Below are 17,913 nucleotides of genomic sequence, written 5' to 3'. Positions count from 1 at the left end.
GTTGGAGTTTTTCGTTACTGATGTTTACATATAGAAAAATACTTTCGAATATTTTGAGAAAATTCGGAAAAATGCGCAAGCGCCGCCATAATTTATAGCCGATGTTAACTGCTGGTATTTTTCTTAGCTAATTCTTCTATATATTTCTTTAATTTTTCCAATTCAGTTTTTTCAAAATCAATAGGTCCAATTATATCTATAGTAAATGTTTCAAGTTCATTATCGTTAAATTTTGAAATTACTTCGAAGGAAGAATCGCTTTGGTAAATTAAATTTTCTTTTATGTTTTTTCCTATATAATTGTCAAACTCAAAAGTAAGGTTTTTAAATTTTGGATTTTGTGAAGACAACTTTTTTATTTGTTCATTCAACTTTAATTCTATTTTGAGCTTCTCTATAATTTGATTTGTTATTGGACTAAATGCAAATTCATTCAATTCATATGGATCTCTATCAGAATATTTAATTTTGTTGAGTAGTTTGTTGAGTAAATATAATTCTACGGAATTAAACATTTTTATTCATATCTGTTTTGTTCGTTTCGTATACTAGCTGTTAACGGTTTTTGTATATATTACAGTAGCGGAATAAAAGTAATTAAACTTTCCTTTTATTACAAGCTTTAAAAACACAAAGCGACTTTTATGTTGAAACAAAAGTCGCTATTGAATATATACAATGTTACAAGTAGTTTTTATTGTTTTGTTAAAATAAAATCACCTGTTGGTAAAAATATTGGGATATCTTCTTGATTTGTATAAGGACATTCATCTATACTTCCAAATTCTACTAGTCTAAAATCATTATAATTTAACTGATTAGTTGTTCCAGTTACTTTATATAACTTAAACTTAGCTAAGTTATTACAATTATTCTTATCAAGACAAAAAAACGTTCCAAGTTGTATTGAACCTAAAAATATTTCATAATCATCATAATTTACAGCTGATAAATTATCATACAACACTTCTGAAGAGGATAAATCAACAACTTTAAATTTTGCAACCAAAGCATCTAAGTATTCATAATGACCATTACCAAAGTCAATCATTTGTTGGTTAAAAACTGTAAATTGGAAAGTATATTGTTTATTATTTTGAATACCCTCCCAAGTACCAACATAAAATGGCAATTGATTGTTAATATCTTTAAGGTATGCTCCATTAGGATAATCATAACTATTTAATGGCAGCGTTGCTGTAACTTGACAGCTTGAATTCGTTGAGAATATCAAAAAAAGTATAATTATGTTTACTATTCTTTTCATATTATAAATTTATAAATTAACATGGAGTTTCTACTAATGAGCCTGAGTTATTTAATGTTTTTCTTTTCCATTTTAGTTTTTCTATTCCATTTTCAATTAAAACCTCTCCTTCAAAAAAACCAATTTTATCATTTAACTGAAGTTTCTCTAATTCTTTTAAAAACATTTTTTGTAATATTTCTTTTCTTTGGTTAGGAGTATATGTGTTAAAATCTACCATAAGATTTACACATTTTGTTTCATATCTATTTTGAAATTTATTCCATTTTTGATTGTAAAAATCAATTTCTGTTTGAGTTATATTAGCAATTATAGAAATACAAAAGATTCCCTCATTAGAAATCAGAACTCCAAATGCATCTGTTGAGGATAATCCTACCATTTCACATGAACGTTTACAATTTCCTAAAAGTCCACTTAAATCGCTAGGTGAAAACATTTTAATAGCTTCATCATAATTTTGTCCATCAGAGTTAACGGCAGGCTTATTATTATGAACATGAGTAAAATTTAATGATCCTGCTGGAAAATTTAATGCTTTCCCATTAACACCTTCTATATATTGATATTGACTCATCCCATTTACTTTTTTTTCTACAAATCCACTTTCTTCAGGAAAAGTATATTTATTAGGTTGATTTAGGTTATTAAAATTAGCCATATAATTTAACTTTTTGGAAGTTTTTGTTTCCAAGTTATCACAAGGGTCAGTAACAACTTCTTCTAGAAAATCGGTATCTTCTAAAGGTTCTAGAGGCACAACAGGATGAAGTGGGTCACCATTATCACCAATATTATCGTCATTTTGTCCATTATTACTAGAACCACCGCCGCCACCTTCACCACCAAGTCCGCTACCAGAATCACCAGAACCACCATCACCTGAGCCACCACCTGTTAAATAGCAAACAATACCTACGGTCATTCCACAGCTATCAGTATAACTACCTGAAGTAGGGTCGCAACTACAGTATCCACTTCCTGTCCCCTGACAAGGACAAGTAGTAACTACATCACAAGCCATATAATACTCGAATGTATCATTATTACTAGCTATATTTTTATTTCCATTATAGTTTTGTTGTTGTAGTACACCATTAATATAAAAACTTTGAGTAATCAAATTATAATTGATGTCGAATTTTTGAACAGTTCCTGAAAATGTTTTTAAGTTAAAATCATCTTGTGGATTATCTGAAGTCCATCTAAATATAAAAGAATCAAGAATGATATCATCTTCTTCTATAATATGATAATTTTCAAAGAAATATGTTGAATTTTCAGGAATTGAATTATTAATAACGATTGAATAACTTTTATAGTTAGATTGTGAGTCTTCAATTACTAAAACTCGGTTTAAATCAAGATTGAGAGAATCTGTAGAGCTGGTTCTCAAATTTTGATTTCGAGCTTGATAAAAACTGTTGATTTGAGGTTCTAAATAATTGACTTTAGAGAAAGAAACAATTTCCTGATTGAACCTGTGTTTGTGTTCGTGAGAAACTTTTTCTAGCGCATCTTCATTTAAGCAACTACTTAAGAGTAGGAATGGAGCAATGACTAAAAAATAAAATCTTTTAATTGAATTTTTTTTCATAATTGTAATTTAAACCTTTTCAGTTTACAAACTGACGGTTGAAAAGGATTTGTTAAACCGTTCGGTTAAAGCAGTAACATTATCCTTTTGTAAAATACTTCGGAATATTTTACGATTTGCTTGTCACAAAATTACTTGTAACGGTCCTTGGCTAGCTGATGTTGTGGTGTTTTTGTTACTAGCCAAACCAAATATACGAATACTTTCGGATTTTCGGAGAAAATTCGGAAGTAGGCGAGAAGCCACAATAAAAGCTAACCAATGTTGTGCGTTCGTTTTTATTTTTCATCAAACATTGATCGGTATTCAGCCACATGATTTGGAAATTCTTCTTCGTAAAATGGATACGGAATTCCGAATATTGATATTTCGTATTCTTCTTCATCCATTCCTGTTATTTGATTTCCAACTCCTTTAATTTCAATTCCTTTGTCACTCGTGATTTTAATTTCTGAAATACTCATAGTTGAAATCATTTTGACTTCTGGATAATCAAAGGCGAGTTCGATTTCATTATTAAAACAATATTCTTTGAGGAATTTGTAGGGCGATTCAATTCCGTTAAATTCTAACTGTCCAAATGCAACTCCCATAGGTGCATCGGCTTTTTCCAATTTAGAAGTTCCGATTTGAGTTCCGTTTAAAGTTATCTTGTATAATTTACTCATAAATTGAAGCACCTTTTAAGATATGACTGAAATTTTCCCAAGTTGGATTATCTGCATTTATTTTCATTCCCATATTGTCATAAAAGCCTTGAATATCTTCTGTGTAAGCAATCATACTTTCTAAAAAATCAGAAAGATTGATGTTTTCCCAATTTTCTTTGTTTTGGTCAAAGTCAGTTTTAAATTCTTTTAAAAACTCAATAAATTCTATTCTTGTCATTGTCTTTCGGATTTTCTTAAATGACGCACAACGTTCTGCGGCTTGCTCTCAGTGGCGATGCACCAACACCAAGCCATTACAAATATAACAAAACATTCCATTCAGCAGCGGATTTTCCGTAGGAAAATCCGGAAGTAGCCATTGAAGCAAACCGCTGTTGTAGGCATTATATTTTTGTATGAACTCGTTTGCACTTAAAGTACTGTATTTATTGACTTTATAAAAAATACTAAAGCAAATTTAAGCATAAAAAAGCAATAAAATACTTGATTTGTTGTACCAATTGTTGTACCTTAGTACTCCGTTGCACTAGATTGAAATGCTAGTAAAATCAACACTTTCACTCGTTTGCACCACTTTACAAATATAGTACAACAATACATTAAATTCTTCTTTATGGCATCAATTAAATTAGTTCTTCGCTCAAATCAGCAAGATCAAACAGGCAAAAGCCCTTTGTACATTAGAATTATAAAAGATAGAAAAACGAAATTTATCACAGCCGGACTCAAGCTTAAAGAAAGTGACTGGGATGAAGCAAAGCAGAGAGTTAAGAAAAGCTATCCGAATAGTGCTAGAATGAATGCAGCTTTGGCTCAGAAGATTGCTGATGCTGAAGCGCAAATTGCCGATATGGAAAGAAAGGTAAAGTCTATTTCAGTTCGAAAATTAAAAGAAGCCATTAAAGGAAAAGATGTGCCTAACTTTTTCGATTATTCAACAAAATATCTTGCTAGAATCAAAGGAAATAAATCATTAAGTACCTATAATAATTATGATTTATTAATAAATAAATTTAAAAATTGGCATGGAAATAAAGATGTTTATTTTGATGATATAACAGTTCAAATGTTGAATGAATACATGAGTTATATGAGTAATGTTTTGAAAAATAATCATACAACTCAAAGATATTCAGTTATGATTTTGGCGATTGTTTTTAAAGAAGCAATAAAAGAAGATGTTATTCCATCAACAATGTATCCATTTAGTAAATTGAGTTTAAAAAAAGAAAAAAGTAAAAGGCACTTTTTAAAAAAAGAACAAATAGAAGCGTATGTAAATTACAAAGCTAAACCCGGACATTTAGAAGATATTTATAGAGATATGTTTGTATTTTCAATTTATGCTGGTGGTTTACGATTTGGAGATGTATTAGGTTTACAAGCAAAACATTTTAATTGGGAAGAAAAAAGAATTAAAAAAGTAATACATAAAACGGGTAGATTACATCAGTTTAAAATTGGACAAATTGCTTTTGATATTATTACCAAATATATAAATGAAGATTCTAACCCAGAGGATTTAATTTTTAATGTAATTCCAAATACAGAATTGTTTTTAAGAAGTGAAGAGTATCGTTATGAAATGATAAAAAGTAAAAATCATTCTGCTAATTTTCAATTAAAAAGAATTGCTAAAAAACTAAAAATAGAAACACCAGTTTCATTTCACGTAAGTAGACATTCATTTGCAACCAATGCTTTAAATAACGGAATGAGAATTGAGCACGTATCAAAACTAATGGATCACAACGATATCAGTACTACTCAAATCTATGCAAAAATCATAAATGAAGAATTAGACAAAGCAGTAGACCAATACATAAATTAAAACAGAACGAGAGTAATTACTTCAAAAAATTACTCTCGTTTTCTTTTTCGAAGGTAAATTTCACTCTTTTTTACTTTCTAAATCCAAAACCCTAGCAAATACAAGCCTTCGCAATTTTGTAAAAAACTTGTACGAAAAACAACGCAAACAGGTACTGAATTTGTTCTAATTTTAGGCATCCCAAATAGTAAAAAACTTCCAAAATCATATTGAAATTTACTTGAAGTATACCTGAACTTCAAGCGACTATATCATTTCAAGTCGTGACATTGGAAAAAGTGTAACCAAATAACAAATAATGAACAAATTTAACACCGGCAAAAAACGTGAACTTGAAAGGGCAAAACATCAAAAAATCATTGTTCTCAGAATGGAGAACCATCGACACAGCACAAAGTGCAGCTTCTATTTTTGACATTACGCACGACCAGGAACCCACACTGGAAAACTATTGTATTGCTTTACTCGAAAAAGTATTTACAATCCCACAATCCCAACTACCCGAATTCATTAACTACCAACTCCAAATTGCCCAAGACGGAAACACCTGGTTAAACAAATTCGAAAAATTATTAGCAATAATGAAGAACTATTCTTTAGTCAAAAGGCACTGAGTAGATTCAACAAATTGTACAACATTATTGAGAAAAAACGAACGGAGCTGCAATCTTCGAGCGTAAAAGAAACCAAACAAAGTACTCCAAAAAGGTTAATCAATGCCGAATCGGAAGATCGTTATTTTTCGTTTTTTGAAATCAAACATCAGGTTGAAAAAATGGAATCGTTCAATGATCAAATCTTGTTTTTAAACGAAGAAATTTTCGAATATAAACAAGCCGACATTATTTCAATCAATAACAAGCTGCAAGCTTATGACCAGCAATGCGCTCAATTCATTGAAAAATTACAAACGCTTCGTAAAATGCGTTCGGAAATTGAGAAGGAAAAAGAACTAGAATTGGAGAAAAAACTAATAACTAAAAAACTAAAATTTAACGGAAATCTAAACCAATTAGTAGACATATTCTACCAACTAAGTCGTGAACTATTTGTTGATGGAAAATCTTTTATTGATGCTTCCAATGGCGAAATCGTAAATATGATCGTCAATAACTTTATCGACAAAGACAACAACGAAATAAGTCCCCAAACAGTCGAAACCATCCTCAAACCATCAAGAGGCGATAAACGACCAAAGACCCACAAACGAATAGACCTCGATAACTTACTCTAAAAAATAATAGTCCCTTGGGACCCGATTGGGACTAAGGGACTTTTTTTACTTCACAATTTTGCTCCATAAACTTTTAAAAACTACGAAAATGGAAGCAATTATTTTAACAAAAGACCAGTACAATGACTTAATGGCAAAATTAGATGCAATTCAAAGCCAACTAAACGCCAAGCCAGACCCAAAGAAAGAAACCTTCTTAGACAATCAAGAGTTCATCATGCTCATGAAAGTCTCAAAACGCACCGCACAAACCTGGAGAGATGAAGGTAAAATCTCATTCAGTCAAGTTGGAAGTAAAATCTACTACAAACTTTCTGATGTTGAAAAACTACTACAAGAACACTACAACAAATCATTCAAAGGAAAATAGTATGAAAAAATGTAATGGAACATGTGAGGTTTGTGACTGTAAAACAGGGACAACCACTAAGACTATTCACTAATCACTATTCACTAATCACTCAAACATGATAACGATATTCAAAAACTTCAACGAAGTAATAGAACACAAAACAATTCCCGAAATCCTGCACGAAATCAAAACAGGAAAGTACAGACCTGGGATAACGTATTTGCGTAAATCATTAGCCGAAAACAAACTAGAAGCCTATGAAAAAGCCAAAAAATCATTACCTGCATTCACTCCTTCAGGAAAATTCGTGGGTGGAAGAAAAATGGAATTTCTGGAAGCATACTCCAATTTCATAATCCTAGACATCGATAAATTAAGTCAAACCGATTTACAAAACGCAAAACACAAAGCCAATCAATCTGAATACACCTATTCAAGTTTCATAAGTCCATCAGGCAATGGATTAAAGATTTTAGTAAAAGTAAACACCACAAAAGAAGACCATAAAGAAACCTTTTTGGCCATCCAAAAACACTATGAAAACCTATTAAACCATGAAATAGACAAATCCGGAAAAGACATAACCCGACTATGTTTCTACTCATTCGATGATAACCTCTATCAAAACGAAGCTGCTATCGTCTTTGCGAGTGAAACGAAGCAATCCAGTCACACTGAGCCTGTCGAAGTGACACAACTGCCAACTGCGACTGCGACTGCGACTAACAGCGAAGCTGTTTATAATCACTGCGTCCGCTTCACCGAAAAAAAGTGCAATATGCGACAGGTAGCCGAAACGTATTCGTACACCAACTCGCGTGCAACCTAAACCGAAAAGGCATATCATTAAACGAAGCACTAAGCTTCATACTAACAGACTTTGGCTATGACGAAAAAGAAGTAACACAAACCGTTCACAGCGCCTACGGTAACATTCACGAATTTGGTAAAGATGAAAACTTTGAAAAGAACAGAAACACTAAAAACAACACAAAAAAATCAGACAATCAAAACTTGTCACCTCGAGCGGAGTCGAGAGGCGACTTCTATGAGGACGAAGAAGAAGAAAAAACAAGAATAACACCAATCGACAAACTAGAAAATTTTCTAACATCTCGATACAATTTCCGTCACAACATAGTATCAGGTAAACTAGAATATCAACAGCTTTCAAGCTCCTCCCTTTCGGGGAGGTCGGGTGGGGCCAAAAAAAAATGGCATGTAATGAACGACTTCATTGAAAACTCAATGCTTCGCGAATGTTTAAAAGGAAGAATCAAAACAAACCTTTCTTCGTTGCGAAACCTATTGTATTCCGATTTCTGTGAATTATACAATCCATTCGAAGATTACTTTTACAATCTACCATCGTATGATGAAAAAACAGATTACATTTTAGAATTGGCAAATACGATAACTACAACAAAACAAGAACTTTGGCAACAGTGTTTTAAAAAATGGATTGTAGCAATGGTGGGTTGTGTATTGGATGACAAAGTAATCAATCACACGGTAATTGTATTCAGTGGAAAACAAGGATTAGGAAAAACCACTTGGGTAGAAAAACTAGTACCTAGAAAATTAAAAGAGTATTTGTTCTCTGGAACCATAAACCCAAACAACAAAGACACTTTAGTGCAGCTTTCAGAATGTATGTTAATCAACCTGGACGAATTAGAAAACCTAAACCGTTCCGAAATTGGAAGCTTAAAAGAAATCATCACAAAGACACAAATCAGAATGAGAAAAGCCTACGGACACAACAACGAAACCATGCCAAGACGCGCATCATTTGCCGGAAGTGTCAACACAGCGCAATTCTTAAACGACAGTACAGGTAGTAGACGTTTCCTTTGTTTTGAAGTGGAAAACATTCAATACCAACACGAAATCAATATTGACAATGTATTATCACAAGCCTTGTATTTGTTTAAAACAGGATTCAGACATTGGTTCGACCAAGAAGAAATCAAAAACATCACCGAAAACAACGAACAATACCAACTACGAAGCCCAGAAGAAGAATTGCTTTTAACATGGTTTTCACCAGTAACTAAAAACGAAAGAAATGAATATATAGATAATGAAGGTAACGTTGTGGCTCTCCACCCTTCGGGGGGAGTTGGTGGGGGCTGCACTATTTAAACGCCTCACAAATAGCAGCAAAACTAGCCGAAAGAGCAAAAATCACCATCACCGATGGAACAATAAACAAAATAGGAAAAGCTTTAAAAAAACACAATTTCACAAGACTAATGCGAAAAGGGAGTCCAGTTTACGCAGTAAAAGAATTTACCTACGAAGAAGTAGATCAAACCAACCGACAATCCGAAATATAAACCCAAAAAAATCAAAAGTGGTAAACGCAAGTTGCCACTTTTTTTTCTGCCAACTGACCACCTTTTATTCCCCCTTTGGGGTTAGGGGGCTCGGGGTGTAAGGGGTGTAACCAAATTTCCACACAAACATTTTGAGTTTTTTTACTTTTCAAATTTTCTAGCAACATCGGCACAATTAAAAGCAAATCAATAAACTAGTACGTGAAGTTTGCACCCAATTCCTCAAATAAATCTGTTTTTTTTATTTCTGAAAAAATAAAAATCTTTTACACGTTTTTTCCCTACACCCTACACCCTTGTCATCCTGAACTTGATTCAGGATCTCATCTGCTTTACTTTTCTTCTTTTTTAACGTAAATACGGTTTTCCTCATTTTTCTTTCTAACGCTTTTCACTATATTTACCAATTAATAAACTTACAAAAATACAATGGCCAATTTCGAGCAAACATTCAAAAACATTGACGACTTACTATATAAAGATTCAGGAGCAGATTCAGAAATCGATTACATCGAGCAAACCTCTTGGGTATTGTTTTTAAGATACTTAGACAGTTTTGACAAAAACCGCGAAGACGAAGCCATACTAGAAGGTAAAAACTTTACACCTATCTTAGAACCAAAATTCCAATGGGAAACTTGGGCAGCTCCTAAGAATGAAAAAGGGGAAATCGACATTCACAAAGCACTTATTGGACCCGATTTAGTAAAGTTTGTAGAATTCGAATTATTCCCATACCTAGCTAGTTTCAAAGAAAAACACATCGATAACCCAAAAACCATCGAATATAAAATTGGCGAAATCTTCTCCGAATTGAGTAACAAAATCAAATCGGGCTACAATATGCGTGAAATCATCAACATGGTCGATGGTTTACCATTTGGTACCAGTGTAGACAAACACGAACTATCACATTTGTACGAAACCAAAATTAAAAACATGGGCAATGCCGGTCGTAATGGTGGACAATATTATACACCACGACCATTGATTCGTGCGATGATAAAAGTAATGAACCCGAAAATTGGAGAAAAAATATACGATCCAGCATGTGGTTCTGCAGGTTTCTTGTGTGAAGCCTACGAGTATCTATATGATAAAATGGAAAAAACAGCTGCCAATTTAGAGCAGTTGCAAGACAATACCTTCTTCGGAAAAGAAAAGAAAAACTTAGCCTACATCATCGGTACGATGAACATGATTTTGCATGGCATCGAAGCACCAAACATTGTGCACACCAATACCCTTGGCGAAAACATACGCGACATTCAAGAAAAAGACCGTTACGATATCATCCTGGCTAATCCACCATTTGGAGGAAAAGAACGTATCGAGGTGCAACAAAACTTCGACATCAAAACAGGAGAAACAGCATCGTTATTTATGCAACACTTTATTAAGTCTTTAAAAGCAGGCGGTCGTGCTGCGGTAGTAATTAAGAATACGTTTTTGAGTAATGTAGATAATGGTAGTATTTCCTTAAGAAAACACTTATTAGAAACTTGTAATTTACATACAATTCTTGATATGCCTGCTGGAACTTTTACGGGAGCAGGGGTTAAAACAGTAGTGTTGTTTTTTACCAAAGGTGAACCCACCAAAGATATTTGGTATTATCAGTTAGATGCAGGAAGAAGTTTAGGAAAAAAAAATCCAATTAATGATAATGATTTAAAAGATTTTATTGAATTTTCAAAGACTAAATGTGTTACAGAAAAATCTTGGAAAATAAGTATTTCAGCTTTTGATGAAAAATTTTGTGACTTATCTGTAAAAAATCCTAACAAAACAGAACTAAATCAGTTAAGAGAGCCTGAAATTATATTAGATGAAATTTTTACTCTTCAAGAAGAGAATAATGAAATAATGAATTTATTAAATACCTTAATAGAGAATAATGAAAAGTAATTGGAAAATAAAGACAGTAGGTGAAATTTGCGAGTTTATAAATGGTAAAGGTCATGAAAAAATAATTGATGAAAATGGTAAGTATATAGTTGTTAATTCAAAGTTTGTTTCGAGTAATGGTAAAATATACAAAAAAGTAACTCTCAATTATTACCATTATTTAAAAATGACATTGTATTAGTAATGAGTGATGTACCAAATGGTAAAACTTTAGCAAAATGTTTTAAGATAGATGAAGATAATAAATATACATTAAATCAACGTGTTTGTGCATTAAGGACTAACGATTTAGATTTAGATTTTTTTTTAATTCAAATAAATAGAAATCAATATTTTTTGAATTTTGATAATGGTGAGAATCAAACCAATTTAAGAAAAAATGATATTTTAGAATGTCCAATATTTATACCTCCAATTGATGAACAATTAGCAATTGTATCAAAACTTAATCAAACATTAGGTTTTATTGAACAATCAAATTCAATTTTAGAAAAGAATCTATCAAACTTAGAAGAACTTAAAAAAAGTATTTTAGAAAAAGCGTTTAAAGGGGAGTTGGTGTAATGGTGTATTGCAAAGTAGTTTAAAAAAATAAAAAGAATAGCATAATTTTATGATTACATCATAATAAATAGTGTTTCGAAATTGAAAATATTAACAAGTGATGGAAAACCAAATAGAAATATACAAATCATCTGACAATCAAGTTGAAGTTATTGTTCAATTTGAAAACGATACTGTTTGGTTGAATGAAAGCCAGTTAGGAGTATTATTTAACAGAGATAGAACGGTAATAGGTAGACATTTAAAAAACATATTTAAGGAAAACGAATTAAATGTAAAAGAGGTATGTGCAAATTTTGCACAAACCAATTAAGCAATTTAAAGAAAATGAATTAGATTATTTTACAACTGTTGCAAAAAATGCCACGGTTCAAAAAGAAAAATTTTAAAAAGTAAAACAGTATCTCAACTTATGTATAAATCATAAAAAGCGTAATGAAAAATGTAAATTTCAATACCCATGGATAGCCAAATCGAAATATACAAAGCATCAGACAATCAAGTTGAAATTATAGTTCAATTTGAAAGTGATAGCGTATGGTTAAATAGAGAGCAAATGGCTAAACTTTTTGGCAGAGACATAAAAACCATAGGTAAGCATATCAGCAATATATTTAACGATCAAGAATTAGAACATAAATCAGTTGTCGCAAAATTTGCGACAACTGCAAATGATGGAAAAACCTATCAAGTTGAATTTTACAATCTCGATGTAATCATTTCGGTAGGCTATCGAGTAAAATCAAAACAAGGTACACAATTCCGTCAATGGGCTACAAAACGATTGAAAGAATTATTAGTTCAAGGTTATACCCTCAACGAAAAACGCCTAGAACAAAAAGAACAAGAAATAAAAATACTTAAAAACGGTATTCAAATTTTAGCAAGAAGCGTTGGTAAAGCTATCGAAAATCAAGAAAATAACGCTAGTTTTCTAGAAACCTTTGCAAAAGGGTTAACGCTATTAGATGACTACGACCACGAACGTTTAGATACGAAAGGTTTAACCAAAAAACAAGCCGTTTATCCTACTTTGTCAGACTATCAAAACGTACTAAAAAGTATGTTACAAGATTTTGATAGTGCTATTTTTGGTATCGAAAAAGATGGTGGATTTAAAAGTGCTATTGCACAAATCGAAAAAGGGTTCGATAACCAAGATTTTTACTCAACTTTAGAAGAAAAAGCAACAACATTGTTGTATTTAATTGTAAAAAACCATGCTTTTGTAGATGGCAATAAACGAATTGCAGCGGCTTGTTTTCTTAAATTCTTAGAGCAAAACAAAATGTTGTATACTAATGAAAATAAACCCATAATTAGCAATGATACTTTGGCTAGTTTAACGTTGTTTATTGCTTCTAGTAAAGCAGAAGAAATGGAAACTGTTAAAAAATTAGTGATAAGTGTATTAAATAGAAACAAATGAGAAACGAATCCGAAACCCGTGCCGAATTAATTGACCCACACTTGCAACAACAAGGCTGGGCAATTGTTCCTGAAAGTAGAATTCGCAGAGAATATCCCATTACAAAAGGGCGTCTTATAGGCAGTGGCAAACGTGCCATGCCAGATAAAGCCGATTACATTCTGCAATTCAACAATCGTAATGTAGCCGTTTTAGAAGCAAAAGCAGAAGGCTGTTATTATACCGAAGGTTTGGCACAAGCTAAAGATTACGCCTCTCGTTTAAATTTGAGATATGCCATTTGTACTAATGGTGTAAAATATTACATGGCAGACCTTCAAGGACATGAAGGGGACATTACAGAAGTACCTACTCCAGAACAATTATGGGAAAAATTGTATGGAGAAGAACAAAAGAAAAACCAAGAAGCCTTTAATTGGGAACAACGCTTTTTTAATGTACCCTTCGAAACCAAAGGTGGTAGTTGGGAACTACGGTATTACCAACAAAATGCCATCAATAAAGTATTAAAAGCGGTTGCAAACGACCAAAAGAAAATACTAATCACATTAGCAACCGGTACAGGAAAAACAGCAGTTTCATTTCAAATTGCATGGAAATTATTTCAAGCCAAATGGAACATCAACAAAGATGGAATCCGTAGCCCACGAATTTTATTCCTTGCCGACAGAAACATTTTAGCAGACCAAGCCTTTAATGCTTTCGGTGCTTTTGAAGATGATGCATTAAAGAGAATTAAACCATCAGAGATAAAAAAAGAAGGAAAAGTACCCACAAACGGAAGTATCTTTTTTACCATTTTCCAAACCTTCATGTCAGGAGAAGAGCCAAATTTCGGTCAATATCCAAAAGACTTCTTCGACTTTATTATTGTAGACGAATGTCACCGTGGTGGTGCCAATGACGAAAGTACTTGGAGAGCTATTTTGGAATACTTTGAACCCGCAACCCAATTAGGATTAACCGCTACACCAAAACGCGATGTAAACGGCGATACCTATAAATACTTTGGCGAGCCAGTTTCTGTGTATTCATTAAAAGAAGGAATCAACGATGGGTACTTAACACCATTCCGAGTAAAACAAATTCAAACCAATATCGATGAATACCAATTCACTTCAGATGATGATGTAATATCAGGAATGGTCGAAGAAGGAAGAGAATATACAGAAAGCGATTTCAACAGAATCATAACCATAAAAGCCAGAGAAGAATACCGTGTAAAGGAATTTTTGAAAATGATCAATCAAAATCAAAAAACCTTAGTCTTCTGTGCAACACAAGACCATGCTTTAGCGGTAAGAGATTTAATCAATCAACACTGCGATAGTAAAAACCCTAATTATTGTCAAAGAGTAACAGCAAACGATGGTGAAATAGGAGAAAAACATTTAAGAGATTTCCAAGACAATGAAAAATCGATACCTACAATCCTTACGACCTCGCAAAAGTTAAGTACAGGTGTAGATGCTCCTGAAATTCGCAATATTGTTTTAATGCGACCGGTTAACTCTATGATTGAGTTTAAGCAAATTGTAGGGCGTGGAACACGTTTATTTGAAGGGAAAGATTACTTCACCATTTACGATTTTGTAAAAGCTTACAAACATTTCAATGACCCAGCTTGGGATGGCGAACCACTTGAACCGGAACCAAAAGAACCTAGAGGGCCATTAAAAGAATGTTCCGTTTGCGGTCAAAAACCATGCATTTGTCCAAAACCAGATAAAGAGCCATGTGAAATGTGCGGTTACATTGATTGCCGTTGCGACAATCAAAAGAAATAATCGAAGTAGTATTATCAGATGGAAAAGTTCGTCAGTTACAATCTATGACAACTACTACTTTTTGGAGTCCAGAGGGTAAACCCATTACAGCAACAGAATTTTTAAAAAGTCTTTACGGTACAATTCCCGATTTATTTCAATCAGAAGAAGATTTAAAAACACAATGGAGTACACCGGCAACCCGCAAAAGTTTGTTAGGTAAGTTAGAAGAAAAAGGCTATACAAAAGAACAATTATCGGAGTTTCAAAAAATACTCAGTGCAGAAAATAGTGATATTTACGATGTACTATCCTATGTAGCATACCAATCAGAAATTCTAGAAAGAGAACAACGAGCGGCTAAAATGAGAGAACATTTCAAAGAGTTAAATGCTAATCACCAAGAATTTTTAGAATTTGTATTAAACCAATACATATTAAACGGAGTTTACGAACTAGACGATGAAAAATTAGGAACATTCCTCCAATTAAAATACAAAACCATCGCAGATGCAAAACCAATCCTTGGAGATTTAAAAACCATCAGAAATAATTTTATAGAGTATCAAAAGTATTTGTATGTGTAAATAGTAATTTAATATGCGAATGATCATAGAAAACGAACTTTTAGAATTGCAGTATATTCCAGGCAATGGCGCTTGGACGTACCAATTGATTATTCCCAATACTAAAGACATTAAAGGTAAATGGGGCGATTTAAAAGTATCAGGTACCATTGATGGTTATGCTATTCAACATAAGAATTTAGGACCGGTTAAAAATGGAGATAAAAAGCTGGCTGTTAATTCTGAAATACGAAATGCCATTCAAAAAACAGGTGGCGATAAAGTATTGGTTACCTTATTTTTAGAAGACACCCAAAAGACTAACGAGCAAGCCATTTTAGATTGTTTTGCCGAAGCTAATGTTTTGTCTGTTTTTCAAAAACAAGATAAAACCTATCAAAAAGAACTTTTACAAGCCATAAAAGATGTAGCCACAGAAGAGCAACAAGTGGCAAAAATTGTGGAAGTAATTACAATTTTGGAGGGTAAGTAATTTTATTTGTTATGAAGCTTTTACGCAGATTTTTTTTGCTTTCGTTTATTAGATATGTATACTAATTAAAAAAACAAATCTTAATTTAATTATGAAATTTTTAAAATTTATAATTTCAATATTTTCTTTAGTCGCAGTACAAAATTTATCAGCCCAAAAAATAACTCTTAACGAGTTACATACAATGGCCAGCTATAAAAATTGGGAAACCACAAACAAGTTTTTAATTAGCAAAGGTTGGGATTATTATGATTCATCTGAAAGTGATGGTATTGGTTATAATACAATTTCCTGGGCGCATGGAAGAAACCTATATGACAATGCAAAAGCTAAAGGATGGTTTTATGTTTATAATTATGAGGGGTTACCAAATAAGATTATGTATCGTTTTAGGCAAAAAGAGTTTTACAATACGATAATTCAACAAGTTTCTTCAAATGGTTATAAATTAACAGATGAGGAAATATTAGATAATCGTGTTGTAGCATCCTATGAGAATAAGTTATTCTATTTAAAGATAGCTTATAATCGTGAAGAGGATAGTGATAATGATGATGATTATTATTATGGTGGCTCCAATAAAAAAACTTACACAGTTTATGAAGTAAGCATTTATAAAAAGGGAGGAGTGTATGATCCTAATAATGGATTTAAAAAGGATTATGATGAGAATGGAAATGTTATTTCAACTTACAATTTAAAAGATGGAAAAATAGAGGGTTTGTTGACAAATTACGATTCTATTGGAAGAGTTAAAAGAACAGCAAATTTTAAACTAGGGAATTTAGAAGGACCTTCTGTTGAAAATTTTTATCTTGCTATTCTACAAAATTTTAAAGGCTAAAGAAAACTATTGTTTCTTTAGCCTTTATTTTTTACCATCTAATATCTTTGAGTTTCATTCGATAATTATCACAATCTCTACAAGTATATTTAGATTGCCAAGTTAGAGTAAGTTCATGAACTCCTTGATTTTGTCCAAATCTAGATGTATTAATATCATACGAATATCCAAATTTAAATTCGCCAGCTCTCATAGAGACAAAAGGATTAAGAGAAGTAACAAGATGACTATTTGTACTTCTTCCTTCTGGGTTGGTAGCTGCAATAACTCCAAACGAAAACATATTCATTTCTAAAGAGGCACCAATATCTAATCGATTAAATTGAGATTGTCTCATGTAATTAAAAGATACTAATAAATCTGTATCTGCAGGCAAAATCATAGTTGGCGAATTATCTAAAGCAAAATAATAGCCACCATGTACTGATAAGAACAAATCTAAAGGCACATTACCATTTTCAAGAAAAGAAATGTCAGGACGAGTTAAGTGTTTTAAGGCAGCTCCAAACCATGCATTTTCTTCATCAACTAAAACTCCAAAAGAAAAATCTACAAAATTGATTTGATTATTATATCTAAGAAAACCTGGGTCAATACTACTTCCTGAGATTGAACCATCATTGATGTTTATCTGATCTTCTAATAGTAAATTACCAAAGTTGAAATCTTTACGTCCAAAACCTCCTTCTAAACCTAATCTTAGACGCCAGTTATAATTTAAATCTATTCGATAAGAAACGGCTCCATTAAATTGAAAATAGTTATAATTTGTGAAAGTTTCTTTTTGATTTAAGACAGTTATCCCAACGCCTAGATTGTCGGTCACTAAGTTATTAGCAAATCCATATTGGGTATCAATTCGTCTATTACCTTCTGGCCATTGCCTCCTATGGATTATCCCTGCATTCCATGAACTTGCAGATCCAGTAAATCCCGGATTTAATGTTTCAGGAACTATTAAAAATTGTGTAAATACAGGGTCTTGTGCCTTAACTTCAATAAAATGGGTAACAAAGACTAGTAATATATATAATTTAAATTTCATTTTTTTC

General features: G+C 32.3%; 18 protein-coding genes and 1 pseudogene. 13 read left to right on the top strand and 6 right to left on the bottom strand.

Going from position 1 to position 17,913, the window contains the following annotated elements; translation table 11 throughout:
- Positions 1–104: 104 nt before the first annotated feature.
- The 5 genes from GCU34_RS05370 to GCU34_RS05350 all read right to left on the bottom strand — a co-directional run bounded on the left by GCU34_RS05370 (position 105) and on the right by GCU34_RS05350 (position 3,752).
- Positions 105–515 (bottom strand): hypothetical protein, encoded by a 411-nt coding sequence (locus GCU34_RS05370; protein WP_072785659.1) that lies wholly within the window; start codon positions 513–515, stop codon positions 105–107.
- Positions 516–694: 179 nt separating this feature from the next.
- Positions 695–1,267, bottom strand: coding sequence for a DUF6705 family protein (locus tag GCU34_RS05365; protein WP_072785657.1), 573 nt, complete (start codon positions 1,265–1,267; stop codon positions 695–697).
- A gap of 16 nt (positions 1,268–1,283) precedes the next feature.
- Positions 1,284–2,864: a hypothetical protein gene (locus GCU34_RS05360; RefSeq protein ID WP_072785656.1), complete on the bottom strand. Its 1,581-nt coding sequence runs from the start codon at positions 2,862–2,864 to the stop codon at positions 1,284–1,286.
- A 278-nt stretch (positions 2,865–3,142) separates the two neighbouring features.
- Complete coding sequence (locus GCU34_RS05355; RefSeq protein WP_072785654.1) at positions 3,143–3,532, bottom strand: hypothetical protein; 390 nt, start codon at positions 3,530–3,532, stop codon at positions 3,143–3,145.
- Positions 3,525–3,752 (bottom strand): DUF7660 family protein, encoded by a 228-nt coding sequence (locus tag GCU34_RS05350; protein ID WP_072785652.1) that lies wholly within the window; start codon positions 3,750–3,752, stop codon positions 3,525–3,527. The genes GCU34_RS05355 and GCU34_RS05350 overlap by 8 nt, the downstream gene beginning before the upstream one ends.
- A gap of 396 nt (positions 3,753–4,148) precedes the next feature.
- Here GCU34_RS05350 and GCU34_RS05345 point away from each other — a divergent pair, with 396 nt between their 5' ends.
- The 13 genes and pseudogenes from GCU34_RS05345 to GCU34_RS05290 all read left to right on the top strand — a co-directional run bounded on the left by GCU34_RS05345 (position 4,149) and on the right by GCU34_RS05290 (position 16,861).
- Entirely contained in the window at positions 4,149–5,366 is a 1,218-nt protein-coding gene (locus GCU34_RS05345; RefSeq protein ID WP_072785650.1) for a site-specific integrase, read from the top strand.
- Between the two features lie 628 nt (positions 5,367–5,994).
- A complete protein-coding gene (locus GCU34_RS05340) occupies positions 5,995–6,600 on the top strand; it encodes a hypothetical protein (RefSeq protein ID WP_072785648.1) in 606 nt (201 codons plus the stop codon).
- Positions 6,601–6,688: 88 nt separating this feature from the next.
- A complete protein-coding gene (locus GCU34_RS05335; RefSeq protein ID WP_023572038.1) occupies positions 6,689–6,970 on the top strand; it encodes a helix-turn-helix domain-containing protein in 282 nt (93 codons plus the stop codon).
- Between the two features lie 97 nt (positions 6,971–7,067).
- Positions 7,068–7,781 (top strand): BT4734/BF3469 family protein, encoded by a 714-nt coding sequence (locus GCU34_RS13860; RefSeq protein WP_227658739.1) that lies wholly within the window; start codon positions 7,068–7,070, stop codon positions 7,779–7,781.
- Entirely contained in the window at positions 7,724–9,097 is a 1,374-nt protein-coding gene (locus tag GCU34_RS13855; RefSeq protein ID WP_227658738.1) for a VapE domain-containing protein, read from the top strand. The genes GCU34_RS13860 and GCU34_RS13855 overlap by 58 nt, the downstream gene beginning before the upstream one ends.
- Positions 9,098–9,720: 623 nt before the next feature.
- The gene (locus GCU34_RS05325) at positions 9,721–11,199 is read left to right on the top strand and encodes a class I SAM-dependent DNA methyltransferase (RefSeq protein ID WP_072785644.1); all 1,479 of its coding nucleotides are present in this window, start codon (positions 9,721–9,723) and stop codon (positions 11,197–11,199) included.
- A complete protein-coding gene (locus tag GCU34_RS14060) occupies positions 11,189–11,380 on the top strand; it encodes a restriction endonuclease subunit S (protein WP_152378374.1) in 192 nt (63 codons plus the stop codon). Before GCU34_RS05325 ends, GCU34_RS14060 begins: the two co-directional genes overlap by 11 nt.
- A gap of 2 nt (positions 11,381–11,382) precedes the next feature.
- The gene (locus GCU34_RS05315; RefSeq protein WP_152378373.1) at positions 11,383–11,763 is read left to right on the top strand and encodes a restriction endonuclease subunit S; all 381 of its coding nucleotides are present in this window, start codon (positions 11,383–11,385) and stop codon (positions 11,761–11,763) included.
- Between the two features lie 100 nt (positions 11,764–11,863).
- Positions 11,864–12,076 (top strand): hypothetical protein, encoded by a 213-nt coding sequence (locus GCU34_RS05310; protein WP_072785640.1) that lies wholly within the window; start codon positions 11,864–11,866, stop codon positions 12,074–12,076.
- A 147-nt stretch (positions 12,077–12,223) separates the two neighbouring features.
- Positions 12,224–13,192 carry a virulence protein RhuM/Fic/DOC family protein gene (rhuM, locus tag GCU34_RS05305; RefSeq protein ID WP_072785638.1) on the top strand — a complete coding sequence of 323 codons (969 nt, stop codon included), beginning with the start codon at positions 12,224–12,226 and terminating at the stop codon, positions 13,190–13,192.
- Positions 13,189–15,545, top strand: a pseudogene (hsdR, locus tag GCU34_RS05300) (EcoAI/FtnUII family type I restriction enzme subunit R). Before rhuM ends, hsdR begins: the two are co-directional and overlap by 4 nt.
- Before the next feature lie 13 nt (positions 15,546–15,558).
- Positions 15,559–16,017 (top strand): DUF1905 domain-containing protein, encoded by a 459-nt coding sequence (locus GCU34_RS05295; protein WP_072785634.1) that lies wholly within the window; start codon positions 15,559–15,561, stop codon positions 16,015–16,017.
- A 184-nt stretch (positions 16,018–16,201) separates the two neighbouring features.
- On the top strand, positions 16,202–16,861 hold the full coding sequence (locus GCU34_RS05290; protein ID WP_152378372.1) for a toxin-antitoxin system YwqK family antitoxin: 660 nt from the start codon (positions 16,202–16,204) through the stop codon (positions 16,859–16,861).
- A 31-nt stretch (positions 16,862–16,892) separates the two neighbouring features.
- Here the strand turns inward: GCU34_RS05290 and GCU34_RS05285 are convergent, their stop codons facing one another.
- Positions 16,893–17,906, bottom strand: a complete 1,014-nt coding sequence (locus GCU34_RS05285; protein WP_072785631.1) for a PorP/SprF family type IX secretion system membrane protein — start codon at positions 17,904–17,906, stop codon at positions 16,893–16,895.
- Between the last annotated feature and the right edge of the window lie 7 nt (positions 17,907–17,913).

Origin of the sequence: Flavobacterium haoranii (assembly GCF_009363055.1) — a bacterium.
Classification (GTDB): domain Bacteria; phylum Bacteroidota; class Bacteroidia; order Flavobacteriales; family Flavobacteriaceae; genus Flavobacterium; species Flavobacterium haoranii.
This window is presented reverse-complemented; position numbering and strand designations above follow the sequence as displayed.